Source organism: uncultured Roseovarius sp., from assembly GCF_947259555.1.
GTDB lineage: Bacteria > Pseudomonadota > Alphaproteobacteria > Rhodobacterales > Rhodobacteraceae > Roseovarius.
The window spans coordinates 1-24566 of the sequence record NZ_CAMYMD010000104.1 but is presented as its reverse complement, the minus strand read 5'-3'; the positions used below and the strand labels follow the sequence as shown (position 1 = coordinate 24566).

Below are 24566 nucleotides of genomic sequence, written 5' to 3'. Positions count from 1 at the left end.
TCAGTCCTGCGGAATGACGCGCAAGCCCAGTTCCATCAGCTGATCGCTGGTCGGATCGGAGGGCGCGTTCATCATCAGGTCTTCGGCGCGCTGGTTCATCGGGAACATGATGACCTCGCGGATGTTCGAGGTGCCCGCCAGCAGCATCACGATCCGGTCGATGCCCGCCGCACAGCCGCCATGCGGCGGCGCGCCGAATTGGAACGCGTTGACCATGCCGCCAAACCGCTTGCGCACCTCGTCCTCGCCATAGCCCGCCAGCTCGAACGCCTTGAACATGATCTCGGGCTTGTGGTTCCGAATCGCGCCCGAGACCAGCTCATAGCCGTTGCAGGCAAGGTCATACTGGTAGCCCAGAACGTCGAGCGGATCGCCGTCCAGCGCCGCGCGCCCACCCTGCGGCATCGAGAACGGGTTGTGGCTGAAATCGACCTTGCCGGTTTCCTCATCCGCCTCGTACATCGGGAAATCCACGATCCAGGCAAAGGCAAAGCGGTTTTGCTCGGTCAGGCCCAACTCCTCGCCGATCACGTCGCGCGCGCGGGCCGCCACTCGCTCGAACGCCTGCGGCTTGCCGCCCAAGAAAAACGCCGCGTCGCCCACGCCAAGCCCAAGCTGCTGGCGGATCGCCTCGGTCCGCTCGGGGCCGATATTCTTGGCCAGCGGGCCTGCGGCTTCCATGCCGTCGCCCTGATCGCGCCAGAAGATATACCCCATCCCCGGCAGCCCCTCTTTCTGGGCAAAGGCGTTCATCCGGTCGCAGAACTTGCGGCTGCCGCCGGTGGGGGCGGGAATGGCGCGGATCTGGGTGCCGTCCTGCTCCAGCAGCTTGGCGAAGATCGCGAACCCGCTACCCCGGAAATGCTCGGACACGTCCTGCATCTTGATCGGGTTGCGCAGGTCGGGCTTGTCGGTGCCATACCAGAGGGCGGCATCGCGATAGCTGATCTGCGGCCAGACCTTGTCGACCGTGGCCCCCTCGCCGAACTCCTCGAACACGCCCTGAATGACCGGCTGGATCGTGTCGAACACGTCCTGTTGCTCGACAAAGCTCATCTCGAGGTCAAGCTGGTAAAAATCGGTGGGCGAGCGGTCGGCGCGCGGGTCTTCGTCGCGGAAACATGGCGCGATCTGGAAATACTTGTCGAAGCCCGAGACCATGATCAGCTGCTTGAACTGCTGCGGGGCCTGCGGCAGGGCGTAGAACTTGCCCGGATGCAGGCGCGACGGCACCAGAAAATCGCGCGCGCCTTCCGGCGACGAAGCGGTGATGATCGGCGTCTGGAACTCGCGAAAGCCCTGATCCCACATCCGGCGGCGCATCGCCGCCACCACGTCCGAGCGGAGCACCATGTTGTGCTGCATCGCCTCGCGGCGCAGGTCGAGGTAGCGGTAGCGCAGGCGCGTCTCCTCGGGGTATTCCTGCTCGCCGAAGACCTGCAACGGCAACTCGGCGGCGGCCCCCAGAATTTCCATGTCGCGGATGAACACCTCGATCTCACCGGTGGGGATCCTGGGGTTTACCAGGCCTTCGTCACGGGCCTTCACCTCGCCATCGATTCGGATGCAGAATTCGCTGCGCAGCTTCTCCACCTGCGTGAACACCGGGCTATCGGGGTCACACAGCACCTGCGTCACGCCAAAGTGATCGCGCAGGTCGATGAACAGAACCCCGCCGTGATCGCGGATGCGATGCACCCAGCCTGCAAGGCGAACGGTCTCGCCGACGTCTGTTTTCGTCAAATCCGCGCAGGAATGGCTGCGATAGCTGTGCATGGTATCCTCTCCGAGCCCGGTCGCGGGCCTGTCTCTTGGGTCCGGGCCGATACACCTTGGCGGGGCGGCAAAGTCAAGGGCGGGCCGGGGCACTGCCGGGCAAAACCGTTTACAGAAAAAGGAAATTGGGTAAAAATACACGCCTGAGAACAGACAGGCCCACCAGTGAGGGCCGATCGACAAGTTTACTACGCCGTGGAATGCGCCTGCTTGGGGTGCGAGGAAATGGGGTGTGGAATGTGGACGAAGGCTCTGGACCGGCTGTTGACCCATTTTTTCAAGGAGGGTCGGCTAAGCGTGACCTACCCGGACGGGAACACGCAGCACTACGGCCCCGGTGCGGGCGGCCCTGAAGTGGCGGTCGTTCTGCATGACCCGGATCTGCCACGGCGGATCGTTTTATCGCCTGACATGGCGGCAGGCGAGGGCTACATGAACGGCACCTTGACCATTGAGGGCGATGATCTTTATGGATTTCTCAGCCTTGCGATCATGAATATCGGCGCTCAGGGGCAACCCTGGTTTCGCCGTCCGCTGGAGTGGCTGCGCTGGCTCAAGCGTCGTGTCGATCAGTTCAACCCGGTGACGCGATCCCGCGCCAATGTCGCCCATCACTACGACCTCTCGGGCGAGCTATACGATCTCTTTCTCGACGAGGACCGCAATTATTCCTGTGCCTATTTCGCCCGTCCCGACATGACACTGGACGAGGCGCAGGCGGCCAAGAAGGCACATATTGCGCGCAAGATGCTGATCGAGCCGGGCATGCGGGTGCTCGATATCGGCTGTGGCTGGGGCGGCATGGGGCTGACGCTGGCGCGCGATTTCGGGGCAGATGTGACGGGCGTCACCCTGTCGCGCGAACAGCACGCGATGGCCAATGCCCGCGCCGAAAAGGCGGGGCTGTCGGACAGCGCGCGGTTCGAGCTGATGGATTACCGCGACGTGGCCGGGCAGTTTGACCGGATCGTTTCAATCGGCATGTTCGAGCATGTGGGCGTGCCGCATTACGACGAATATTTCGCGAGCGTGCGGCGGCTGCTGAAACCGGACGGGATCGCGCTGATACATTTCATCGGGCGAGCCGGGCCGCCCGGCGCGACAAGTCCCTGGATCACCAAATACATCTTCCCCGGCGGCTATTGCCCTGCCATGTCCGAGGCCGTAGCGGCGGTCGAACGCCACCACCTGGTGACCACCGATGTCGAGGTCTGGCGGCTGCACTACGCCGAGACGTTGCGCGAATGGCGCAGACGGTTCGAGACCAATATCGACCGCGCGCGCGGGCTATATGACGAGCGGTTCTGCCGGATGTGGCGCTATTACCTGATCGCCAGCGAGTTGACGTTTCGACTGAGCAATCAGGTGGTGTTCCAGTTTCAGATGAGCCCCAAGCAGGACGCGGTGCCGCTCACGCGGGACTATCTCTACCGGGACCGGGCCAATACGCAGTTTCACGCTGCGCAATAGGTGCGATCAGGCAAAAGCCGGGGTCAGGGCGCGCGCGAAACGCGCCTTCCACAGCGCCTCTTCGTACTCGCCGTCGGCTGTGCTGTCATAGACAACGCCACCGCCCACATTGAGCCGCGCGCCTCCCTCCTCGACCATAAGGGTGCGAATGGCCACGTTGAATTCAGCCCGGCCATCGGGGGCCGCCCATCCTATGGATCCGCAATAGATGTCTCGCGGGGCCTCTTCCAGATCGGCGAGGATCTGCATCGCACGCAGTTTCGGCGCACCCGTGATCGAACCGCAGGGGAAAAGTGCACGCAGGATGTCCGAGAGCCCTGTATCCGGCATCAACTGCGCCGAAATAAGGGATGTCATCTGGTGCACCGTCTCAAAGGTTTCGACCGAAAACAGCTCTGGCACGCGGACAGTGCCCGCTTTGCTGACCCGGGATATATCGTTGCGCAGAAGGTCCACGATCATCAGGTTCTCGGCGCGGTTCTTTTCATCCGATTGCAGGAAGAAACGCCGGCGGGCATCCTCTGTCGGATCCGCGCTGCGCGGCTGCGTGCCCTTCATGGGGCGGGTTTCGATCCGACCACCGGCATCCGTGCGAAAGAACAACTCGGGCGAGCGCGAGAGCATCGCAGGCAGCCCCTCTGCCTCGATCAGCGCGCCGTAGCGGACGGGCTGGATCCGGGTGAGCGCGGCATGAAGCGCCTGCGGCGTGCCGGTCGCCTGCATCCTGATCGGAAAGGTCAGGTTAGCCTGATAGATATCGCCCGCGCAAATATAGTCATGCACGGTCTGAAACGCCTGCGCATAGCGATTCGCATCCCAATCTGGACGCATGTCACTAAGTTGCGCAGGGTCGTTGGGGATGGGAGGCGCATCAAGCGGCGCCTCGTAAACACCGAATTGCAAGAGCGGCAAGCGGCGGCGCGCAGGCATCGCGGATGCCAGACGCGGTTCAAGCGCATGACCGAGCTCGTAGCTTGCGAAACCTGCAAGCCAATACCCTTCCTCGCGCGCGGCATCGACTGCGGCAAGTGCCGCTGGCACCTCATCGGGCGAATGGGCAGTGATCAACCGATCGTGCTGCGCAAATTGGCAGGCCGCACCGGTTGGTCCATGATCGAAACGAATCTGCACGTCGCATTCCCTTGGCAAGTGCAGGGTATTTAGGCCCGCAATGGGCAAAAGACACCCTCAAAAGCGCCGTTTTGATTTGGTTTCGGACATTGAGCCAAGCTTGACACCGGGGCGGTCAGGGCGGACGTTACAAGTATCACCGATGAAGAGACCCGTTCATGACATCTCATTTTGCATATCTAGCCGTCTGCATATGCGTCTTGGGCGGATTTGCGAGGGCAGAGCAGGCCTCGATCGGGTTCGAGGGGCCGCATGAGGGGCCCGCGCCGCAGGAAATGCAAGAAGACGGCTATCGGATCGTCACGCGCAACGCGATGATCTCGACCGCTGAAAAGTCAGGCGACGGCACCGATGGCCCGACCGAGATCGAGGGCACCATGGGGCAGCGCAGCGGCATTGCGATCCTGCGGGACGCGCCCTTCACCTTCGTCTCGCTCGACTGGCAATCCGAGCGCGGCGCACCGGCAGTGCAGGTCGAAGGCTATCTCGGCGATCTTATGGTAGCGGGCGAGCGCTATGTCGCCGACCCCGCGCAGCCGGGGTTCACGCGCTTCGACGCCGGCGTGCTCAAGGGACAGGTGGTCGACCGCCTGATCCTTTATCCGCAGCGCGACGGCGCCGGCATGGGCGCGCTTGACCGGGTCATTCTGGAGGACGCGCCGGAGATGCCTGAAACGTCTTGAGCCGGGGCGGGTTTGCCCCTTGCACACCGCCTGATCATGGATATAACCCCACCAATTTGCGCGCGCGCCCCACCGGCCCGCGCGGTCATCAAGCTGCCCGGGGATCGATATGCCGAAAAGAACCGATATCTCATCTATCATGATCATCGGAGCGGGGCCCATCATCATCGGACAGGCCTGCGAATTCGACTATTCCGGCGCACAGGCCTGCAAGGCGCTGCGCGAGGAAGGCTACCGCGTCATCCTTGTGAACTCGAACCCGGCGACGATCATGACCGACCCCGGTCTCGCCGATGCCACCTATATCGAGCCAATCACCCCCGAGACCGTGGCCCGCATCATCGAAAAAGAGCGCCCCGACGCATTGCTGCCCACGATGGGCGGGCAGACCGGTCTCAACACCGCGCTCGCCGTGGCGGACATGGGCGTGCTGGAGAAATTCGGCGTCGAACTGATCGGCGCGAACCGGCAAGCCATTGAAATGGCAGAGGATCGCAAGCTCTTTCGCGAGGCGATGGACCGGCTGGGCATCGAGAATCCCAAGGCGACCATCGCCAACAACATGGATGAATGCATGGCGGCGATCGACTATGTCGGCCTGCCCGCGATCATCCGCCCCGCCTATACGTTGGGCGGCACCGGCGGCGGGGTGGCCTATAACCGCGACGACTATATCCATTACTGCAAATCCGGCCTCGATGCCTCTCCGGTCAGCCAGATCCTGATCGACGAGAGCCTGCTGGGCTGGAAAGAATACGAGATGGAGGTGGTCCGCGACCGTGCGGATAACGCGATCATCGTCTGCTCCATCGAAAACGTCGATCCGATGGGCGTGCACACCGGCGATTCGATCACCGTGGCCCCTGCCCTCACGCTGACCGACAAGGAATACCAGATCATGCGCAACGGCTCCATCGCCGTGCTGCGCGAGATCGGGGTCGAGACCGGCGGCTCCAACGTGCAATGGGCGATCAATCCCGAAGACGGGCGCATGGTTGTGATCGAGATGAACCCGCGCGTGTCGCGCTCCTCGGCGCTTGCCTCCAAGGCCACGGGCTTTCCGATTGCCAAGATCGCGGCCAAGCTGGCCGTGGGCTACACGCTCGATGAGTTGGACAACGACATAACCAAGGTGACGCCCGCAAGTTTCGAGCCGACCATCGACTATGTCGTGACCAAGATCCCGCGCTTTGCCTTCGAGAAGTTCCCCGGCTCCAAGCCGCATCTCACCACCGCGATGAAATCGGTAGGCGAGGCCATGGCGATTGGCCGCACGATCCACGAATCCTTGCAAAAGGCGCTTGCCTCGATGGAGACCGGCCTGTCGGGCTTTGACGAGGTGGAGATAGAGGGGGCAACTGATCCGAATTCGGGCAAGGCCGCGATCACCCGCGCCCTATCGGTGGCCACCCCCGACCGCATGCGCACCATCGCGCAGGCGATGCGCCACGGCCTCAGCGATGACGAGATCAACGCCGCCACGGCGTTTGATCCGTGGTTCCTCGCCCGCATCCGCGAGATTGTGGAGGCCGAAGCGCGCATCCGCCGCGACGGCCTGCCGATGACCGAGGACGGCCTGCGCCACCTCAAGATGATGGGCTTTACCGATGCCCGCCTCGCCACGCTGACCGGCCGCGACGAGGAACAGGTGCGCCGTGCCCGCGTCAATCTCGGCGTGCATGCGGTGTTCAAGCGGATCGACACCTGCGCCGCCGAATTCGAGGCGCAGACCCCCTACATGTATTCCACCTACGAGGCCCCGATGATGGGCGAGGTGGAATGCGAGGCGCGGCCCTCGGACGCCAAAAAGGTGGTGATCCTCGGCGGCGGACCTAACCGGATCGGTCAGGGGATCGAGTTCGATTACTGCTGCTGTCACGCCTGTTTTGCGCTCAGCGATGCGGGTTACGAGACGATCATGATCAACTGCAACCCCGAGACGGTCAGCACCGATTACGACACCTCGGACCGGCTCTACTTTGAGCCGCTGACATTCGAGCATGTGATGGAGATCCTGCGCGTCGAGCAGGAGAACGGCACGTTGCACGGGGTGATCGTGCAATTCGGCGGGCAGACGCCGCTCAAGCTGGCGCGCGGGCTGGAGGCCGAGGGCATCCCGATCCTCGGCACCACGCCCGATGCCATCGACCTAGCCGAGGACCGCGAGCGGTTTCAGGAGCTGGTGGTCAAGCTGGGCCTCAAGCAGCCGAAGAACGGCATCGCCTCGACCGACGCGCAGGCGCTCGCCATTGCCGAGAGCATCGGCTTTCCGCTGGTCATCCGCCCGTCCTACGTGCTGGGCGGCCGCGCGATGGAAATCGTGCGCGACATGGCCCATCTGGAACGCTACATCGCCGAGGCGGTTGTGGTGTCGGGCAAGAGCCCGGTGCTGCTCGACAGCTACCTGTCGGGCGCTATCGAATGCGATGTGGATGCGCTTTGCGATGGCGAGGCTGTGCATGTGGCGGGCATCATGCAGCACATTGAGGAGGCCGGCGTGCATTCGGGCGACAGCGCCTGTTCGCTGCCGCCCTATTCGCTCTCCGCCGCGACCATCGCCGAAATCAAGGCCCAGACCGAGGCACTCGCGCGCGCGCTCAATGTCGTCGGGCTGATGAATGTGCAATTCGCGGTCAAGGGCGAAGAGATCTACCTTATCGAGGTCAATCCTCGCGCCTCGCGGACGGTGCCTTTTGTCGCCAAGGCCACGGATAGCGCCATCGCGTCGATTGCCGCACGCCTGATGGCGGGAGAGCCGATGGCGGCATTTCCGTTCCGGGGCCCCTACCCCAAGGATACCAAACCCGGCAGCCTGCCGATGGCCGACCAGATGACGCTCGCCGATCCGGACATGCCGTGGTTCTCGGTCAAGGAAGCGGTTCTGCCCTTCGCGCGCTTTCCGTGTGTCGACACGATCCTTGGCCCCGAAATGCGCTCAACCGGCGAGGTGATGGGCTGGGACGTGTCCTTCCCGCGCGCCTTCCTCAAGGCGCAGATGGGGGCGGGCGTAGACCTGCCCGAAGGGGGCCGCGTGTTCGTCTCGATCAAGGACAGCGACAAGACCCCGCAGCTTGTGGAAACCGCAAATGTGCTGAGTGACCTTGGCTTTACCCTCGTGGCAACCCGCGGCACGGCCGCCTTCCTGACCGAAGCGGGGCTCTCCTGCGAGTTGGTCAACAAGGTCTACGAGGGCCGCCCGAATATCGTCGACATGCTCAAGGACGGCGAGATCGCGTTGGTGATGAACACCACAGAGGGCGTGCAGGCCGTCGAGGACAGCCGCGAGATCCGCTCGGTCGCGCTCTATGACAAGATCCCCTATTTCACCACCGTGGCCGGATCGCACGCCGCGGCCCTGGCGATCAAGGCGCGACAGGAGGGCGAATTGTCGGTGATGCCGCTGCAAGGCCCGACCGCCTGACGGATTATTTGGGCGGCGGGCGGCTTGGAGCGGACGTTCCATTTCCAGGCCGCTGCCGTTTTCTTCAAAAGAAAACGGATAAGAACACTTGAAGTGTTCTTGCACGGAATTTTTTGAAAATTCCGTGTGGTAAGAGACAGGTTTTGACCAATCGCGACGTCGTTTTCAGACCACACCCCTTCGCATTCTCGCGATATGTCCAAAGCGACCATGTGGGTTGTGGAAAATGCATGGGTTTTCGGCGATTTTGTCATTGCGCGAACACATTTATCCCTTATGTGCGGGGTGTGAGCGGCGCGCCGCTTTGCAACGCAACCTTTGAACTGGAGGCAAGCCCATGACCCGCGACGAACTGAACCGCGAACTTCGTATGCATTCTGCCTCCTGGCAGGCTGTCGTTATCGTCTATGGCGCGATCATCGGCACTTTCGTGCTGTCCGCCATGGCGATCCTCTGAACATATCCTGAAGACTCATATCCGCCTGATCGAGACCGTCGCGGCGGGGGCATGACCTCTGCCGCGACGGTTTTTGTTCAGGCGTTCGTGCCGCTGACCTTGGGATCGTTGGGGTCGATACGCGCCGTGGCGGCATCGCCCACATTGTCCACCCCGCGCTCCTCAAGAAGAGTTGTCAGCCAGTCCGGATCCATCTCTGGCACCGAGCTGAGCAAGAGATCGGTATAGGGATGATGCGGCGGCGTGAACATGTCGTCCTTCGGCCCCTGCTCAACCACTTTCCCGTGCTGCATCACCACCACCTCATCCGCAATCGAGCGCACCGTCGCAAGGTCATGCGTGATGAACATGTAAGCGAGATTGAGCTCGTTCTGAAGTCGATCCAATAGCCGCAGGATTCCTTCTGCGACCAGCTGATCGAGGGCCGATGTCACCTCGTCGCAGACGATGAAGGTAGGTTCTGCCGCAAGCGCACGAGCGATGCCGATACGCTGTTTCTGCCCGCCCGACAGCTCTGGCGGATAGCGGTTGTAATATTGCGACGGTTCCAGCTCGATCAGATCCAGCAGCTCATCCACCCGGTTCTTGAGAGCCACGCCCTTGAGACCAGAATAAAACGCAGCGGGCCGCCCTATGATCTCAGAGATGCGCACCTTGGGATTGAGTGCGGTGTCTGCCATCTGGTAGATCATCTGGCACTGGCGCAACTGGTCCTTGGTCCGGCTTCGGTAGTCTTGTGGAAAGGGTTCGCCCTTGAACAGAACCTCCCCTTTGGACGGCGGCAAAAGCCCCGTGATCACCCGCGCGGTTGTGGATTTTCCAGACCCGGATTCACCCACGACAGCGACAGTCATGCCCTCGTAGATGTCGAAACTCACGTCATCGAGCACCTTTTCGCCGCCCGTGTAAGAGGCATCCACATTCTTCACCGAAATCAGCGGTGGGGTGCCATCGGTGGGACGGTGGCGCTGCGGGCTCTCGAAACTGCGTACAGCCCAGAGGGATTTGGTATAATCCTCCTGCGGATTGTCGAGCATCTCCTTGGTGGGCGCCTCTTCGACCTCCTCGCCCTTCAAGAGCACCTTGATCGTATCGGCCATCTGCGCCACGACCGCGAGGTCGTGGGTGATGTAGATCGCGGCGGTGTTGTACTCGTCGACAATATCGCGAATGGCGGCGAGCACCTCGATCTGCGTGGTCACGTCGAGCGCTGTCGTTGGCTCGTCAAAGATGATGAGATCGGGACGACAGGACATCGCCATCGCGGTCATCGCGCGCTGCAACTGCCCCCCCGAGACCTGGTGCGGATAACGAAAGCCGATTTCCTGCGGGTTGGGCAGACGGAGCTTTTCGTAAAGCTCCATCGCGTCTTCCTGCGCCTCCAGCCGTTTCTTGAGGCGGTATTGCAGCGGTGCCTCGGTGTGCTGGTCGATGATCTTATGCGCCGGGTTGAAGGACGCCGCAGCCGATTGCGCAACATAAGCGATGCGCGAACCGCGCAACATGCGCCGGTCGGCCTCGGTGGCGGTGGTCAGTTCCATCCCGTCGAACTCGATCGAGCTGTCGACAATCCGCGTCCCGTCACGGGCATAGCCCATGCAGGCGGCACCGATGGTGGATTTACCGGCCCCCGACTCTCCAATAAGCCCCATCACCTCGCCCCGGTGGAGGGTCAGGTCGACACCCTTGATGATGTCGACCCATGTTTCATCCGAATAGCCCTGGATTTTCAGGTCACGGATCTTCAGCAATACGTCTTTTTTCTTGATCATGACGATTACACCTTCAGGCCAGAGGAGCGGTAGAGCATCCAGTCCACCACGAAGTTGACCGCGACAGTCAGAAGCGCGATGGCCGCCGCGGGAATGAGCGGTGTGATCTCACCGAAGGAGACCAGCGTCGCATTCTCGCGCACCATCGAGCCCCAATCCGCCGTGGGTGGCTGAATGCCAAGACCCAGGAACGACAGACCGGCGATCAGCAGGAACACGAAGCAGAATTCCAGCCCGAATTCCGCGACCAAAGGCGCGGTGGAGTTGGGCAGGATTTCCCGGCGGATCAGATACCACGTCTTTTCACCACGCAGCTTGGCTGCCTCGATATAGTCCATCACCACGACGTTGCCCGCCACCGCCCGTGTCAGGCGGAAGACGCGCGGACTGTAGATGACCGCGACGACGAGGATGAGGATAATCTCCGACGGATTGAAAATCGCCAGCATGAAGCCCGAAAAGAGGACCGCGACACCGACCAGTATCGCCAGTCCAATCAGCCATCCAATAAGGCTCTTGCCCGCCATTGCCGTCACGACAAGCATGCCCGTGACCACGGCAAATCCGCTGAGCAACCAAAAGCTCGTGGTGTCATTGGCCAGCTCGCCCCCGAAGATCGACAGCATGAGCAATGCGAAAATGAGCGACGGGATCGACATGATGACGTCCGAGCTACGGGCCAGAAGCTGATCGAACCAGCCCCCTGTGGTCGCCGCCAGAAGCCCCGCGAGAGCCCCGAGGAGAAACGCGAGCACAGTGCCCGCAAGCGCCAGCGCGACCGTGTTGCGCGCGCCAAAGACCAGACGGCTGAAGATGTCGCGACCGAGTTGGTCGGCGCCGAGCAGCATGGTCTCGTCGGCCGGAGCAAAGGCAGCAGTGATCACCTCCGCCTCGCCGAACGGCGCGATCCAGGGCGCGAAGATGCCTGCGATTGCAACCGTGAAGATAACGAACATCCCGAACGCCGCCGTCAATGGCGCGGTCCGAAGTTCCTTGGCCATGTTGACACTTGCGATGGCGATCAGGAATTCACGGAAGGCGTAGGACACCATCGCCGCAAGCGCCATGAGTCCTGCCGCGATGGCCACCATCCGCAACGCCGACACCCCGCCGACGATCCCAAGAATGAACGAGACAAGCGTCAGCGAGAAGAGCAGCAGGAACGCCGATCTCTTGTTGAAATAAGCCGCAAGGCAAGACGCGCCCAGAAGCAGAAAATAGTAGATAATGACGAAAACACTCATGTCTCTGCCCCCTTATTTCGGATGCCGCAGGCGCGGATTGGTCAGAATCGCGCCCACATCCGCCGCAAGATTGAGCAGGATGAAGGTCGCCGCGAAGATCAGACAACAGGCCTGAACCACCGGGAAGTCGCGTTTGCTGACTGCATCCACCAGAGCCTGTCCGATACCGGGATAGACAAAGACCACCTCCACCAGCACAACGCCGGTGATGAGATAGGCGAGGTTCAGCGCGACCACGTTGATGATCGGGGCCCAGGCATTTGGCAGGGCGTGTCTGACGATCACCTTCCAGGGCGGGGTGCCCTTGAGGCGGGCCATCTCGATATAGGGTGACGCCAGCAGGTTGATGATCGCGGCGCGGGTCATCCGCATCATGTGCGCCGTCACCACCAGAACCAGCGTCAGCGCCGGCAGGAAGGTCCGATGCAGCAACTCGCCAAAGGTCATATCCGCACTCAGACTGGCGATGGCCGGGAACATGCCCGTCTTGACGGCGAGATAGAGGATCAGGATGTACCCCAGAAAAAATTCCGGGCTGGAGATCGACGTCAATGTCGCCACGTTGGCAACACGGTCAAAGATCGAGTTGCGCAGAAGCGCAACTATGACACCCAGCACGATCGAAATCGGCACGGCAATGGCCGCCGCGTAGGTTGCCAGGAAGAGCGTGTTGGCAAATCTGGTGCCAATCGTTTCCGCAACGCTGGTGCCGGTGACGATGGAATTACCGAAATCCAGCGTCACAGCACCGGCCAACCAGTCCAGATACCGAATGATCGCCGGTTGATCGAGCCCCATTTCCTTGCGAAGCGCCGCGAGGTTTTCGGGCGTTGCCCCCTGTCCAAGCACCGCTTGGGCGATATCGCCCGGCAAAAGCTCGACCATGAAAAATATGATCAGTGATATGACCAGTAGAATGATCAGTCCCAATCCGAGCCGTTTTGCAACGAGCCCTAGAATGTCCCCCATCTTTCCCTCCTGCTGTTGTCGCCTGCCGCCTTTTGCGCGACGTGGCCTTTTACGGCTCAGGCTAACAGAATTTATCGGTCGCAGCTCAACTGTTTCATCAAGATTTAAGTTGGCCCGACCTTTTGGCCGACACCGGCGATCCCGGCCTCGGCGACGAAAAGCCCGGCATCATATCTGATGCCGGGCCAATTTGTTCGTTTACGCCGAGAACCACCAGCGGCTCGCGGCGCGGGCGCCATCACAGCCCCAGCTCGCCGCCACCTCATCCGCGCGTTCCACGCCTTTACCCCGGGCATAGACCCAGTTGTTGAAGAACGGAATCAAAGTACCGCCGTCATTGCGCATCAACAAGCACATCTCGCGATACATTTCAGCGCGCAGATCCTGATCGAGTTCCGATTTGGCCTGCAGCAGCAATTCGTTGAACCGCTCGTTCTGCCAACGGCTCTCATTCCAGGCCGCGTCGTCCTTGTAGGCCAGAGTGAACATCACGTCCGGCGTCGGACGCGCACCCCAGGACACCGCCGAAAACGGCTTTTTCAGCCAGACATCGGAATAGTAACCATCATTCGGCTCGCGCACGACGTTGATGTTGATGCCCGCAGCCTTGGCCTGTTCGGCATAAAGCACGCACATGTCAACGGCGCCGGCATAGACGCTGTCCGCCACAGACAGGTTGACCGTAAGGCCCTCGTGCCCGGCCTTCTTGAGCAGCGATTTCGCCTCATCCGGGTCGTATTCACGCTGCGGGATATCTTCGGGCCAGTACGGCTGCACCGGCGACAGGTGAAAATCGTTGCCCTTGGTTGCCGCGCCAAAGGCGATTTTCTCGATGATCTCATCGCGGTTCATCGCCAGTTTCAGCGCGTTGCGAACATTCACATCGTCATAGGGGGCCGTATCGCAATGCATTGGCATCGTGATCGCACCACCCGAGGGGATGTTGTCGACCGAGATGTTCGGGTTCCGCTCCAAAAGGGCCAGCGTCTTGAGCTCGATGAGCGACACACAGTCCACGTCGCCCGTCACGAGCGCCGTTTGCCGCGCGTTCGGATCGTTGAGCACCAGCATGTCGACCTTGTCGAAATAGGCCCCTTCGCCATGCCAGCCGTCATGTCGGGTCAGCGACCACTGAATACCGAAGTCGCCGGTGTCGATCTTGTAAGGACCTGAGCCGTCGCCGGATTTCCAGTCAATCGTGCCATCCCCATTGGAGGGGCAGATCGCAAAGTGATAATCCGTCATCAGCCAAGGCAGATCGGCATTGCCGCGCGACAGCGCGATTGTCACCGTATGATCGCCATCCGCTGTGATGTCCGTCACATCGGTCAGCAACGCCTTGGCCGCCGAGGTGGACTCGTCACCGCGATGGTGGTTGAGGCTGTCGATGACATCCTGAGCCGTGACCGGCTTGCCGCTGTGGAACGAGGCGTTGGGGTTGAGCTCAAACGTCCACGACTTCGCGTCGGGTGTGGCCTCCCAGCTCGCCGCCAGATCCGGCCCGAGCGAGTTGTCAGGCTCGATCAGCGTCAGATAGCTGCGGTGCGTGTGGGCGAGAAAGATCATCTGCCGCGTCACGTAGGTGCCGGGATCATGCGTGTCAGAGGTATTGCCGTCATGCACGCCCCAACGGAACGTACCGCCGCGGCTCGGCTGAGCGGCAGCGGATTTGGTCCAAAGGCCGGTCGCACCCGTCGCGGTCAGACCGGCGGCGGCCGCGAAATGCATGAAAGAACGGCGCGAAATATCGCCCGTTCGTGCAGCATTCGCCAGCCTGTCCAATAGGACCTGATCATTTTTCTTTTTCATAAGACTTCCCTGTTTTTTGGTTGATCTGTCACTGAAGCGGCCCTGTTACCGGGCTTACTCCAAAGCTTCCTTCGTGGACTTGAAGTCAGGATGCTCAAATACGACATGTTGGAAACAAAACACGAAATCCCCCGTGTTTCCAGACTCTAATGCGCAAAAGCGGAAAGATTTAAAGGTCAGAAATCCTGAGCCTTTTTCGGCTTATGTCAGGCATCAGCCCCCACGCCGGGCTCGAAGCCGCGCGAAATACTCAAGTCGTTTTTTGAGGTCGCGCTCGAATCCGCGCTCCACGGGCTGGTAGAGAACCGGGCGTTTCATCGTCTCGGGAAAGTAATTCTGCCCCGAAAAGCCATCCTCTGCATCATGGTCATAGGCATAGCCCGCGCCATACCCCTCGTCGCGCATGAGCTTGGTCGGCGCGTTCAGGATATGCTTGGGCGGCGGCTCGCTGCCGGTCTTCTTGGCCTCGCGCATGGCGGCCTTGTAGGCGGCATAGCCCGCGTTCGATTTCGGCGCGAGCGCCAGATATGTCACCGCCTGCGCCAGCGCCAACTCGCCCTCGGGGCTGCCCAGACGCTCATAGAGCTCCCAGGCATGCAGGCAGACCGTTTGTGCCTGCGGGTCGGCGAGGCCGATATCCTCCACCGCCATCCGGGTGATGCGGCGCGCCAGGTAACGCGGGTCCTCGCCGCCCTCCAGCATCCGCGCCAGCCAGTAGAGCGCTGCGTCGGGGTCGGACCCGCGTACCGATTTGTGCAGCGCCGAGATGAGGTTGTAATGCTCATCGCCCGACTTGTCGTATTTCGCCGCCCGCTTCATCAGCCGCGCGGAAAGCGCGTCGCGGCCCAGCTTGTCATCGGTGGTCCACGCCGCCACCTGCTCGATCAGATTGAGCAGCGCGCGGCCGTCGCCATCGGCCATTTCCAGCAGGCTCTCGCGCGCCGGACCATCGAGCGGCAGGGCACGGCCCAGATCCTTCTCGGCCCGCTGCGCCAGGCGTTCGAGATCCGCCAGATCGAGCCGCGTCAGCACCAGCACCTGCGACCGGCTGAGCAGCGCCGCGTTCAACTCAAACGACGGGTTTTCGGTCGTGGCCCCGACCAGAAGGATCGTGCCATCCTCCATATGCGGCAGGAAGCCGTCCTGCTGCGCCTTGTTGAACCGGTGGATCTCATCGACGAAGAGCAGCGTGCCCTGCCCGTTCGCGCGCCGGTGCTTGGCCTCCTCGAAGACCTTGCGCAACTCCGGCACGCCGGTGAAGATCGCGCTGATCTGCACGAAATGCAGGTCGGTCTCATCCGCCAGCAGCCGCGCAATCGTGGTCTTGCCCACGCCGGGCGGCCCCCAGAAAATCAACGAGGTCAGGCTGCCCGAGGTCAGCATCACGCCAAGCGGTGCGTCAGGGCCCAGCACCTGATCCTGTCCGATCACCTCGGACAGGGCGCGGGGCCGCAAGCGGTCCGCCAGCGGGCGCGGTGCAGTCGAGGGCGCAGGCGTGTCGCCGGTATCGAACAGATCGCTCACAGCCGCAGCCGCAGCGCCATGTGCCGCCCATTGCGCTTCACTTCAATGCTCAGCGTACGTGTGGCGCGCTCCAGCGACTGTGCCGCCGTGGCGCTGTCGGTGACGGCGGTGCCATTGATCTCGCGCAGGATGTCACCGGGGCGGAGCCCGGCCCGTGCGCCATACGGGCCCGGGTCTTCGACGATCACCCCCTCGGCCATCAGCGGCAGGCCATACGCGTCGATCACCGCCGGGTTGATGGTCGAGAGTATCATCTCCGGCAGGGCGGCACGTCGGCCCGTTTCCAACCGGTCCCGTGGCGGGACCTCGGGGGCGGCGATCATCGGCACATCGACCTCTGCCGCCTCTCCGTCACGCAGCCGGGTGATGCGCGCGCGCGCGCCGATCCCCGCCAGCGACATGCGAAACACCATCTCGGCAGGGCTGTTCACCGGCTGCCCATCGACCGCCGTGACCACATCGCCCGGCTCGACCGCAGTGTCAAAACTGCTGGCGGGGTGCACCTGCGAGATCACGACCCCCTCGGGCCGCGCAAGGCCCAGACCCTCGGCCATGTCGGGCGTCACCGGCTGCCCGCCCAGCCCGGCCCAGGGCCGGACGAACTGGTCCTGCCCGGCGCGCGCCTGCTCGACGAACTGCGCGACCAAGGCCGACGGAATGGCAAAGCCGATCCCGTTCGAGCCCCCCGAGCGTGACAGGATCGCCGTGTTGATCCCGATCAGATCGCCGTTCACATCGACCAGCGCACCGCCCGAGTTGCCCGGGTTGATCGGCGCGTCGGTCTGAATGAAATAGCCGCGCGCATTGCCCGATGCGGTGCCCGACCGCGCCAGCCCCGACACGATGCCACTGCTGACGGTCTGGCCCACGCCGAACGGGTTGCCGATGGCCAGCACCAGTTCGCCGACCTGCACGCTGTCGCTGTCGCGAAGGCGCAGGGCGGGCAGGTCCGGGGCCTCCTCGACCTGCAACACCGCAAGATCTGCCTCTTCATCGCCCAGCAGCACGCGAGCCGCATATTCGCGCCCGTCGTTCAAGACCACGCGGATATCCGTCGCCTCACCGACCACGTGGTAGTTCGACACCACGATGCCATCCGCCCCCAGCACCACGCCCGAGCCGAGCGAGTTCTGCACGCGCGGCCGCGATGCGCCGAAATCGTTGAAGAACCGCTCGAAGAACGGATCCCCCCGGAACGGACTGCGGCGGCCCTCGACGATACGGCTGGCGTAGATGTTGACGACGGCGGGCGCGGCCTGCCGCACCACCGGCACAAACCCGGTCTGGATCTCGGCCTGTGACATCGGCACGCGCATCTCGGCGGCAAGCGGCGCGGCGAACAGGATCAATATGAGCGACAGGATGCGGATCAAGAGCGGCCTCCTTACGTGTCGGCGGATCGCCCGAGATATGCGCGGCGCGGCACTGCAATGCAAGCCCGCTGCGTTTCTTCCTGGACCAAATACCCAAATCCCACAAACGCAAAACCCCCGCCGGTGAGGGCGGGGGTCAAGGCCGGGCCGATAATTGGCGTGGCTTATTCTTCTGCGGCCTCTTCGGCGGCGACGCGGGCGCGGTCTGCGGCGCCCTTGGCGTCGACATCACGGTCGACGAATTCGATGATCGCCATCGGCGCCATGTCACCATAGCGGAACCCGGCCTTGAGCACGCGGACATAGCCGCCCTGACGGTCCTTGTAGCGGGGCCCGATCACCTCAAACAGCTTGGCAACATGGATGTCCTGCTTGAGCTGGGCTGCGGCCTGACGGCGGGCGTGCAGATCGCCGCGCTTGCCGAGCGTGACCATCTTTTCGATGATCCGGCGCAGTTCCTTGGCCTTGGGCAGGGTGGTCTTGATCTGCTCATGTTCGATGAGCGAGCCGGCCATGTTCGCCCACAGCGCCTTGCGGTGCTCGTGGGTACGGTTCAGGCGGCGATATCCTCTGGCGTGACGCATTTTCTATCTCCTAAGCGGTTTTGCTTTGTCTGGCGGTCTGATGCGTGTCAGCCGCTCTCCTTGGGGCGGGATTGCCCGGGTGGCGGGAAACCGATTTCTTTGAAAGAAATCGGAACGGAAACTTTTCAAGTTTCCGTTTCCTTATCTCAAAAGGCGTCCTCGAACTTCTTGGCGAGATCCTCGATATTGTCGGGCGGCCAGTCCTCGACATCCATGCCAAGGTGCAGGCCCATGCCCGACAGAACCTCTTTGATCTCGTTGAGCGACTTGCGGCCAAAGTTCGGCGTGCGCAGCATCTCGGCCTCGGTCTTCTGGATCAGATCGCCGATATAGACGATGTTGTCGTTCTTGAGGCAGTTGGCGGAACGCACCGACAATTCCAACTCGTCCACTTTCTTGAGCAGGAGCGGGTTGAATTCGAGACCGTCGTCGTCGTCCTGACGGCTGGCCGACTCGGGCTCGTCGAAGTTGACGAAGATCGACAGCTGGTCCTGCAGGATGCGCGCCGCATAGGCCACCGCGTCATCAGGCGTGATCGACCCGTCGGTTTCGATTTTCATGGTCAGTTTGTCATAGTCCAGCACCTGACCTTCGCGCGTCGGCTGCACATCGTAGCTGACTTTCGAGATCGGCGAATAGATCGCATCAATCGGAATGAGACCGATCGGCGCATCCTCGGGCTTGTTCTTGTCGGCAGCGACGTAGCCCTTGCCAGTATTAACGGTCAGTTCCATGAACAGATCGGCGCCTTCATCAAGGTGGCAGATCACATGATCCTTGTTGAGGATCTCGATGCCCGCGCTGTCCGAAATGTCACCAGCCGTGACCACGCCCGGCCCCTTGGCATTTACCGAGAGACGCTTGGGTCCTTCGACCTCCATGCGGATCGCGACACCCTTGAGGTTGAGAACCATATCTGTCACGTCTTCGCGCACGCCGGCGACGGACGAAAACTCGTGCAGCACGTTGTCGATCTGCACGGCGGTGATGGCCGCGCCTTGCAGCGAGGACAGAAGTACGCGGCGCAGTGCGTTGCCGAGTGTCAGACCAAAGCCGCGCTCCAGCGGCTCTGCGACCAGAACCGCCTGACGCAGCGGGTCATTGCCCGGTTTGACGTCAAGCTGTGTCGGCTTGATCAGTTCAGCCCAATTCTTGTGGATCATGCGTCCCTCCATTCCTGTTCTGTCCTCATGTCCAAAGGTCCAGAACGCCCGAGGATGTAAAATGACGAAAGGGGGGCCGCACGTCCGCACGGCCCCGCTTTGATGAATGTCGGATCAGACCCGGCGACGCTTCGGCGGGCGGCAGCCATTATGTGCGATCGGCGTCACGTCACGGATCGACGTGATGTTGAAGCCAACGGCGGCCAGAGCGCGCAGCGCAGATTCACGGCCCGAGCCGGGCCCCTGCACTTCCACTTCGAGCGAGCGCATGCCATGTTCCTGTGCCTTCTTGCCCGCGTCTTCTGCGGCCATCTGAGCGGCATAGGGTGTCGATTTGCGCGACCCCTTGAAGCCCATGGTACCGGCAGAGGACCACGCAATCGCGTTGCCCTGCACGTCGGAGATCAGGATCTTGGTGTTGTTGAACGAAGAATTCACATGAGCAACGCCGGTGGCGATGTTCTTGGAGACCTTCTTTTTCGTGCGACGAGTATCGCGTGCCATATCGAATGCCCTCCCTTATTTCTTCTTGCCGGCAATGGCTTTTGCCGGGCCCTTGCGGGTGCGGGCATTGGTATGGGTCCGCTGACCGCGCACCGGAAGGTTGCGGCGGTGACGCAGACCGCGGTAGCAGCCGAGATCCATCAGGCGCTTGACGTTCATCTGGGTCTCGCGGCGCAGGTCGCCCTCGACGGTGTAGTTCGCGTCGATGTACTCGCGGAGCGCGAGGGCCTCGGCGTCAGACAGCTCGTTGACGCGGCGGAACACGTCGATGTTGACGGCCTCGCAAATGGCCTTGGCCGAAGATTGACCGATTCCGGTGATGTAGGTGAGTGCGATGGGCACCCGTTTGCTTGTGGGGATATTGACGCCGGCGATACGTGCCAAAGTGCAGTTCCTTTTCGTTGCGGTTCCGTGATCCCAGAACCTTTTTTCACAACGTAAGCCCGAGGCGTTTTCGCTCCGGGCCGCAGCTGAATTCGGGTTGTTTATCCACCTCCGGGGGCGACCCGGAGAGAATCATTCTCTCGGTCGAGATAGGGCTGGTTATGGGGATTTTTCGGGGCCGTCAAGCCCCGTCGCTCTATTTGTCGAGCGCCTCTCCAATCGCCGCCTGAACCGCGTCGATTTCGCCCAGACCATCGACCGAGGCGAGCCGTCCCTTGGCGTAATAGTAGCCCAAGAGCGGTGATGTTTTCTTGTAGTATTCCATGAGCCGGTTACGCAGGCTGTCCTCGTTGTCATCAGCGCGGCGCTTGATATCCGAAGACCCGCAATTGGCGCATTTGCCATCCTCGGGCCAGGGCTTGGTGATGTCATTGTAGACCTCGCCGCAGCCTCCGCAGGTCGAGCGTGCAGTGATGCGCTGCACCAGCGCCTCATCATCAACCCGCAATTCGATCACGGCATCGAGTGTCTCACCCTGCTCTTGCAAAAGATCGGAGAGGGCGTCGGCTTGTGCCAGTGTGCGAGGAAAGCCATCAAAGATGAAACCACCCTTTTTGTCGCCCTGCAGCTTCTCACGAATAAGCCCGATCACGATATCATCAGTCACCAGATCGCCGCGCGCCATTACGTCTGCCACGATACGCCCCATATCCGAGCCGCTGTCCTTGGCCTCACGGAGCATGTCGCCGGTGGAGAGCTGGATCATGTCACGGCGCGCGACTAGGTGATGCGCCTGTGTGCCCTTGCCCGCCCCCGGCGGCCCCAAAAGAATGATGTTCATCGGCGAGTTCCTCCCTTTCTGCGCGCACGTTTCTTGCCTTTACCGCTGAGCTGCGATTTTTCGATCAGCCCCTCGTATTGATGCGCCAGAAGATGTGACTGCACCTGTTGGATCGTATCCATCGTCACTGAGACGACGATCAGCACCGACGTGCCACCAAAGTAAAAGGGAATCGCAAACTGGCTACGCAGAACCTCGGGCAGAAGGCAGACCGCAGCGAGATAGCCGGACCCGAGCACAAGAACGCGGTTGACCACGTAGTCGAGATACTCCGCAGTCCGCTTGCCCGGCCGGATCCCGGGAACAAACCCGTTCTGGTTCTTGAGGTTGTCGGCCACATCGTCCGTCTTGAACGCCACGTTGAAGGTGTAAAAGTAGGCGAAGAACACGATCATCGCCGTGAAGAACAGCAGGTAGAGCGGCTGACCGGGGCCAAAATAGGCCATCACCGTCGACATCACCGGGCTGGTCTGATTGCCCGAAAACGTGCTGATTGTCGCGGGCAGAAGCAACAGGGACGACGCAAAGATCGCAGGGATCACGCCGGCCGGGTTGACCTTGACGGGCAGGTGCGACGAGCCGCCATCATAGACCTTCATCCCGACCTGACGACGGGGATATTGAATGTGGATCTTGCGCAGACTGCGCTCCATGAACACGACAAATGCGATCACGGCGACCACCATGACCATCACCCCAACAATCACCGCCGGGCTGATCGCCCCCGAGCGACCGGAGGCAAAGAATTGCGCCAAGGCCGCGGGCACTTCGGCGATGATGCCCACAAAGATGATGAGCGAGATGCCATTGCCCACGCCGCGCGCGGTGATCTGCTCGCCCAGCCACATCAGGAACATGGTACCGCCGACAAGCGTGATCATGCAGCTCGCGATGAAGAATAGGCCCGGATTGGTGACCATCTCGCCGGATTGCAGAGATACCGCGAGCCCGTAGGACTGTAGCGTTGCAAGGCCCACCGTGCCGTAGCGCGTATACTGGTTGATTTTCTTGCGCCCCTGCTCGCCCTCTTTCTTGAGCTGTTCGAGCTGCGGCACCATCGCGGTCAGAAGCTGCACGATGATCGAGGCCGAGATATAGGGCATGATGCCGAGGGCAAAGATGCCCATCCGCCCGAGCGCGCCGCCGGTAAACATGCTGAGCATGCCGCCGATCGAGGCCTGCGCACCATCCATGAATTCGCGCAGCGCCACACCATCGATACCTGGCACCGGAATGAACGTGCCCAAACGGTAGACGATCAGGAGGCCGAGCGTGAACAGGATGCGTTTGCGCAACTCGGTGGCCTTGCCAAGCGCGGACCAGCTTGTGTTGGCCGCCATTTGCTCTGCTGCAGATACCATTCGCGGGTCTCTTTCATGTGACAACGCCGCCTAGGGCTGTTTTCCAGCTCAGGCGGCGTCAAAAGGAAAACGTGAGGACTATGTAAGCGGGCGCAGGCCCGCTCACAACCTCTTATTCAGCGGCCTGCGCTGTTGTGACCGAAAGCTTGCCCCCGGCTTTCTCAACCGCGTCGATGGCCGACTTGGAGGCGCCGGTCACCGCGATGTCGAGTTTCGCGGTCACATCGCCCTTGGCCAGAACGCGCACACCGTCGAGCTTGCGCCGCACGAGGCCGGACGCCACGAGCACATCCTCGGTGATCTGGGCAGACCCGTCGATCTTGCCAGCTTCGATGAATTTCTGGATCAGGCCAAGGTTCACCACAGCAAAGGATTTGCGGTTCGGCTTGTTGAAGCCGCGCTTGGGCAGACGCTGATAGAGCGGCATCTGGCCGCCCTCGTAGCCCTTGATGGCCACACCCGAGCGGGATTTCTGGCCCTTGATACCACGGCCACCGGTCTTGCCCATACCGGACCCCGGGCCACGGCCGATGCGTTTCTTGCGCTTGGTCGCGCCGTCATTATCATGAAGTTCGTGCAGTTTCATTGTCGCTATCTCCTTGCCGGATGCGGCCCCCAGCGACGGGAGCGGCCGAACGCGGCTTGCGTGAAAGGTTGAGTCGGGCCCGCAGGCCACCGGGGGCGTATAGACCCGGGTCGCCCCGGGATCAAGGGCCGAGTTGCCAGCCCGCCTGTCAGCCAACCTGCGGGTTGCGCCATGTCGAGGCGACGAAGTGCCGGGTCAGCGCGCGCTCCACCAGATCGAGCCGGTCCTGCCCGTAGACCGGATCGCCACCGACGATATAGGTCGGTGAGCCGAAGACGTGTCGGGCCACGGCCTCCGCCGTGTTGGCGCGGTGGATGGCCTGTAACTCGTCCGAGAGGGCTGCGGTCGGAGTCGCCTCGGGGTCGAGGTCGCAGCCCGCGATCAACGGTGCCAGCGCGGCGGGATCGGCGATATCGGCATCGTCGCGCCAATGCGCGCCGTGGCGGGCGCAGATCTCGGACAGGCGGGCAGAGCCGAGCCAGGCAAAGGCAGAATGGGCAGAATGGGCAGAGTAAATATAGTCGATGCACGTCATCAGGCTTAGCCTAAAATGTTTGCGTCTGCGAGGCCATCAAAACCCCGTGACTGGACTCGCGATTCAGACACGTTACTCTGACCTATACTTGTCCGGAGACCGCACATGCGCACCCTCGCCCTTGGCCTTGCCGTCGCCCTCCTGCCCGCTCCGGCGCCTCAGGCTGGACCGGGCTGCGCCACAGATGCGATGCTGGTCTTTGACGGTTCAGCCTCGATGGGCGAGTTGGGCTATGATCCGACCGCCCCGACGCGCATAGCCGAGGCCCGCGAGGCGCTTCGCCGCGCCGTGCCCGAGATCGCGCCCTATCGCCGCGTTGGCCTGCTTACCTACGGGCCGGGGGGCGATCATCCATGCTCGGGCATCAGCTTGCGGTTTTCCCCCATGGCCAACGCAGCTGCGGCGCTGGTGGCCGGAATCGAGAGGCTCGATCCCGGCGGGCTGACACCCCTTGCGTCCTCGGTGGCGGCGGCCGCAAGGGCGCTCGATTACCGCGCACGGCCCGGCATCGTCGTACTGGTCACGGATGGCAATGAGACCTGCGGCGGCACGCCCTGTGCCCTCAGCGCCGCCTTGGCACAAGACGCGCGTGATCTCACGGTTCATGTTATCGGCTTCCGCATCGTGCATGATCCATTTTCGTGGAACAGCCCCGAGGCCGGAGAGTATGACGGACAGACCGTCGCAAAATGCCTCGCGGACGCAACTGGCGGTCTGTTCGTGACGACTGAAACCGTAGGGGAACTAGCTGCCGCCCTGCGCGAAACCTTGGGCTGCCCGTTGATCGGCTGGCAGGATTGGCGAGCCCCGCCACGCGGGCGGGGCTGATCACGTCACGCGGTCAGGTCTTTTGGTTCAGGCAGGCCTGCGGCGCGGCAGCAGGCGGTGAGGGTGTTGGCGAGCAGGCAGGCGATGGTCATCGGGCCGACGCCGCCGGGCACCGGGGTGATGGCGCCGGCGACTGCGGCGGCGGAGGCAT

Annotated in this window: 20 protein-coding genes and 1 pseudogene; 4 read left to right on the top strand and 17 right to left on the bottom strand. The window is 62.1% G+C overall.

The features are described 5' to 3' along the window. Entirely contained in the window at nucleotides 1-1776 is a 1776-nt protein-coding gene (aspS, locus tag Q0X85_RS17645) for an aspartate--tRNA ligase (RefSeq protein ID WP_297774201.1), read from the bottom strand. Nucleotides 1777-2013: 237 nt separating this feature from the next. On the opposite strand from aspS, the gene Q0X85_RS17640 reads away from it, so the two are divergent. Beyond that, nucleotides 2014-3246 carry a cyclopropane-fatty-acyl-phospholipid synthase family protein gene (locus Q0X85_RS17640; RefSeq protein WP_297774199.1) on the top strand — a complete coding sequence of 411 codons (1233 nt, stop codon included), beginning with the start codon at nucleotides 2014-2016 and terminating at the stop codon, nucleotides 3244-3246. A gap of 6 nt (nucleotides 3247-3252) precedes the next feature. Here the strand turns inward: Q0X85_RS17640 and Q0X85_RS17635 are convergent, their stop codons facing one another. Next, complete coding sequence (locus Q0X85_RS17635; protein WP_297774197.1) at nucleotides 3253-4377, bottom strand: aminodeoxychorismate synthase component I; 1125 nt, start codon at nucleotides 4375-4377, stop codon at nucleotides 3253-3255. Between the two features lie 158 nt (nucleotides 4378-4535). On the opposite strand from Q0X85_RS17635, the gene Q0X85_RS17630 reads away from it, so the two are divergent. After that, on the top strand, nucleotides 4536-5060 hold the full coding sequence (locus Q0X85_RS17630) for a hypothetical protein (RefSeq protein ID WP_297774196.1): 525 nt from the start codon (nucleotides 4536-4538) through the stop codon (nucleotides 5058-5060). A 109-nt stretch (nucleotides 5061-5169) separates the two neighbouring features. Further along, complete coding sequence (carB, locus tag Q0X85_RS17625) at nucleotides 5170-8481, top strand: carbamoyl-phosphate synthase large subunit (protein ID WP_297774194.1); 3312 nt, start codon at nucleotides 5170-5172, stop codon at nucleotides 8479-8481. Between the two features lie 534 nt (nucleotides 8482-9015). Here the strand turns inward: carB and Q0X85_RS17620 are convergent. From Q0X85_RS17620 to Q0X85_RS17555, 14 genes are all read right to left on the bottom strand, one after another. Beyond that, nucleotides 9016-10710: an ABC transporter ATP-binding protein gene (locus Q0X85_RS17620; RefSeq protein ID WP_297774192.1), complete on the bottom strand. Its 1695-nt coding sequence runs from the start codon at nucleotides 10708-10710 to the stop codon at nucleotides 9016-9018. A 5-nt stretch (nucleotides 10711-10715) separates the two neighbouring features. Continuing rightward, on the bottom strand, nucleotides 10716-11954 hold the full coding sequence (locus Q0X85_RS17615) for an ABC transporter permease (RefSeq protein WP_297774190.1): 1239 nt from the start codon (nucleotides 11952-11954) through the stop codon (nucleotides 10716-10718). Nucleotides 11955-11966: 12 nt separating this feature from the next. After that, nucleotides 11967-12923 carry an ABC transporter permease gene (locus Q0X85_RS17610; protein WP_297774188.1) on the bottom strand — a complete coding sequence of 319 codons (957 nt, stop codon included), beginning with the start codon at nucleotides 12921-12923 and terminating at the stop codon, nucleotides 11967-11969. Nucleotides 12924-13121: 198 nt separating this feature from the next. Then, a complete protein-coding gene (locus Q0X85_RS17605; RefSeq protein ID WP_297774186.1) occupies nucleotides 13122-14732 on the bottom strand; it encodes an ABC transporter substrate-binding protein in 1611 nt (536 codons plus the stop codon). Nucleotides 14733-14945: 213 nt separating this feature from the next. After that, entirely contained in the window at nucleotides 14946-16256 is a 1311-nt protein-coding gene (locus tag Q0X85_RS17600; RefSeq protein ID WP_297774184.1) for a replication-associated recombination protein A, read from the bottom strand. Continuing rightward, nucleotides 16253-17629, bottom strand: a complete 1377-nt coding sequence (locus Q0X85_RS17595) for a trypsin-like peptidase domain-containing protein (RefSeq protein ID WP_297774183.1) — start codon at nucleotides 17627-17629, stop codon at nucleotides 16253-16255. The genes Q0X85_RS17600 and Q0X85_RS17595 overlap by 4 nt, the downstream gene beginning before the upstream one ends. 164 nt (nucleotides 17630-17793) lie before the next feature. Then, on the bottom strand, nucleotides 17794-18213 hold the full coding sequence (rplQ, locus tag Q0X85_RS17590) for a 50S ribosomal protein L17 (RefSeq protein WP_297774181.1): 420 nt from the start codon (nucleotides 18211-18213) through the stop codon (nucleotides 17794-17796). Between the two features lie 146 nt (nucleotides 18214-18359). Continuing rightward, nucleotides 18360-19376 (bottom strand): DNA-directed RNA polymerase subunit alpha, encoded by a 1017-nt coding sequence (locus Q0X85_RS17585; protein WP_297774180.1) that lies wholly within the window; start codon nucleotides 19374-19376, stop codon nucleotides 18360-18362. 114 nt (nucleotides 19377-19490) lie between these two features. Continuing rightward, on the bottom strand, nucleotides 19491-19880 hold the full coding sequence (gene rpsK, locus Q0X85_RS17580) for a 30S ribosomal protein S11 (RefSeq protein ID WP_297774178.1): 390 nt from the start codon (nucleotides 19878-19880) through the stop codon (nucleotides 19491-19493). A 15-nt stretch (nucleotides 19881-19895) separates the two neighbouring features. Beyond that, entirely contained in the window at nucleotides 19896-20264 is a 369-nt protein-coding gene (gene rpsM / locus Q0X85_RS17575; protein ID WP_297774176.1) for a 30S ribosomal protein S13, read from the bottom strand. Nucleotides 20265-20460: 196 nt separating this feature from the next. After that, nucleotides 20461-21105, bottom strand: coding sequence for an adenylate kinase (locus tag Q0X85_RS17570; protein WP_297774175.1), 645 nt, complete (start codon nucleotides 21103-21105; stop codon nucleotides 20461-20463). Then, nucleotides 21102-22466: a preprotein translocase subunit SecY gene (gene secY, locus Q0X85_RS17565; protein ID WP_297774174.1), complete on the bottom strand. Its 1365-nt coding sequence runs from the start codon at nucleotides 22464-22466 to the stop codon at nucleotides 21102-21104. Before secY ends, Q0X85_RS17570 begins: the two co-directional genes overlap by 4 nt. A 112-nt stretch (nucleotides 22467-22578) precedes the next feature. Then, the gene (gene rplO, locus Q0X85_RS17560; protein ID WP_297774172.1) at nucleotides 22579-23052 is read right to left on the bottom strand and encodes a 50S ribosomal protein L15; all 474 of its coding nucleotides are present in this window, start codon (nucleotides 23050-23052) and stop codon (nucleotides 22579-22581) included. Nucleotides 23053-23200: 148 nt separating this feature from the next. Then, nucleotides 23201-23587: a DsbA family protein gene (locus tag Q0X85_RS17555; RefSeq protein WP_297774171.1), complete on the bottom strand. Its 387-nt coding sequence runs from the start codon at nucleotides 23585-23587 to the stop codon at nucleotides 23201-23203. Between the two features lie 105 nt (nucleotides 23588-23692). Between Q0X85_RS17555 and Q0X85_RS17550 the strand changes: the two genes are divergently transcribed. Beyond that, nucleotides 23693-24415, top strand: a complete 723-nt coding sequence (locus Q0X85_RS17550; protein ID WP_297774169.1) for a VWA domain-containing protein — start codon at nucleotides 23693-23695, stop codon at nucleotides 24413-24415. Nucleotides 24416-24420: 5 nt separating this feature from the next. Here the strand turns inward: Q0X85_RS17550 and Q0X85_RS17545 are convergent. Further along, nucleotides 24421-24566 (bottom strand): annotated as a pseudogene (locus Q0X85_RS17545) (bifunctional methylenetetrahydrofolate dehydrogenase/methenyltetrahydrofolate cyclohydrolase); the annotation flags it as partial.

Coding starts and splice junctions, on each gene's coding strand:
- Q0X85_RS17610 (WP_297774188.1), bottom strand. CDS start 12,923: ATGGGGGACATTCTAGGGCTCGTTGCAAAACGGCTCGGATTGGGACTG.
- Q0X85_RS17640 (WP_297774199.1), top strand. CDS start 2,014: ATGTGGACGAAGGCTCTGGACCGGCTGTTGACCCATTTTTTCAAGGAG.
- Q0X85_RS17555 (WP_297774171.1), bottom strand. CDS start 23,587: ATGACGTGCATCGACTATATTTACTCTGCCCATTCTGCCCATTCTGCC.
- Q0X85_RS17585 (WP_297774180.1), bottom strand. CDS start 19,376: ATGATCCACAAGAATTGGGCTGAACTGATCAAGCCGACACAGCTTGAC.
- secY (WP_297774174.1), bottom strand. CDS start 22,466: ATGGTATCTGCAGCAGAGCAAATGGCGGCCAACACAAGCTGGTCCGCG.
- Q0X85_RS17570 (WP_297774175.1), bottom strand. CDS start 21,105: ATGAACATCATTCTTTTGGGGCCGCCGGGGGCGGGCAAGGGCACACAG.
- Q0X85_RS17605 (WP_297774186.1), bottom strand. CDS start 14,732: ATGAAAAAGAAAAATGATCAGGTCCTATTGGACAGGCTGGCGAATGCT.
- rpsK (WP_297774178.1), bottom strand. CDS start 19,880: ATGGCACGCGATACTCGTCGCACGAAAAAGAAGGTCTCCAAGAACATC.
- rplQ (WP_297774181.1), bottom strand. CDS start 18,213: ATGCGTCACGCCAGAGGATATCGCCGCCTGAACCGTACCCACGAGCAC.
- aspS (WP_297774201.1), bottom strand. CDS start 1,776: ATGCACAGCTATCGCAGCCATTCCTGCGCGGATTTGACGAAAACAGAC.
- rplO (WP_297774172.1), bottom strand. CDS start 23,052: ATGAAACTGCACGAACTTCATGATAATGACGGCGCGACCAAGCGCAAG.
- Q0X85_RS17630 (WP_297774196.1), top strand. CDS start 4,536: ATGACATCTCATTTTGCATATCTAGCCGTCTGCATATGCGTCTTGGGC.
- Q0X85_RS17550 (WP_297774169.1), top strand. CDS start 23,693: ATGCGCACCCTCGCCCTTGGCCTTGCCGTCGCCCTCCTGCCCGCTCCG.
- Q0X85_RS17615 (WP_297774190.1), bottom strand. CDS start 11,954: ATGAGTGTTTTCGTCATTATCTACTATTTTCTGCTTCTGGGCGCGTCT.
- carB (WP_297774194.1), top strand. CDS start 5,170: ATGCCGAAAAGAACCGATATCTCATCTATCATGATCATCGGAGCGGGG.
- Q0X85_RS17620 (WP_297774192.1), bottom strand. CDS start 10,710: ATGATCAAGAAAAAAGACGTATTGCTGAAGATCCGTGACCTGAAAATC.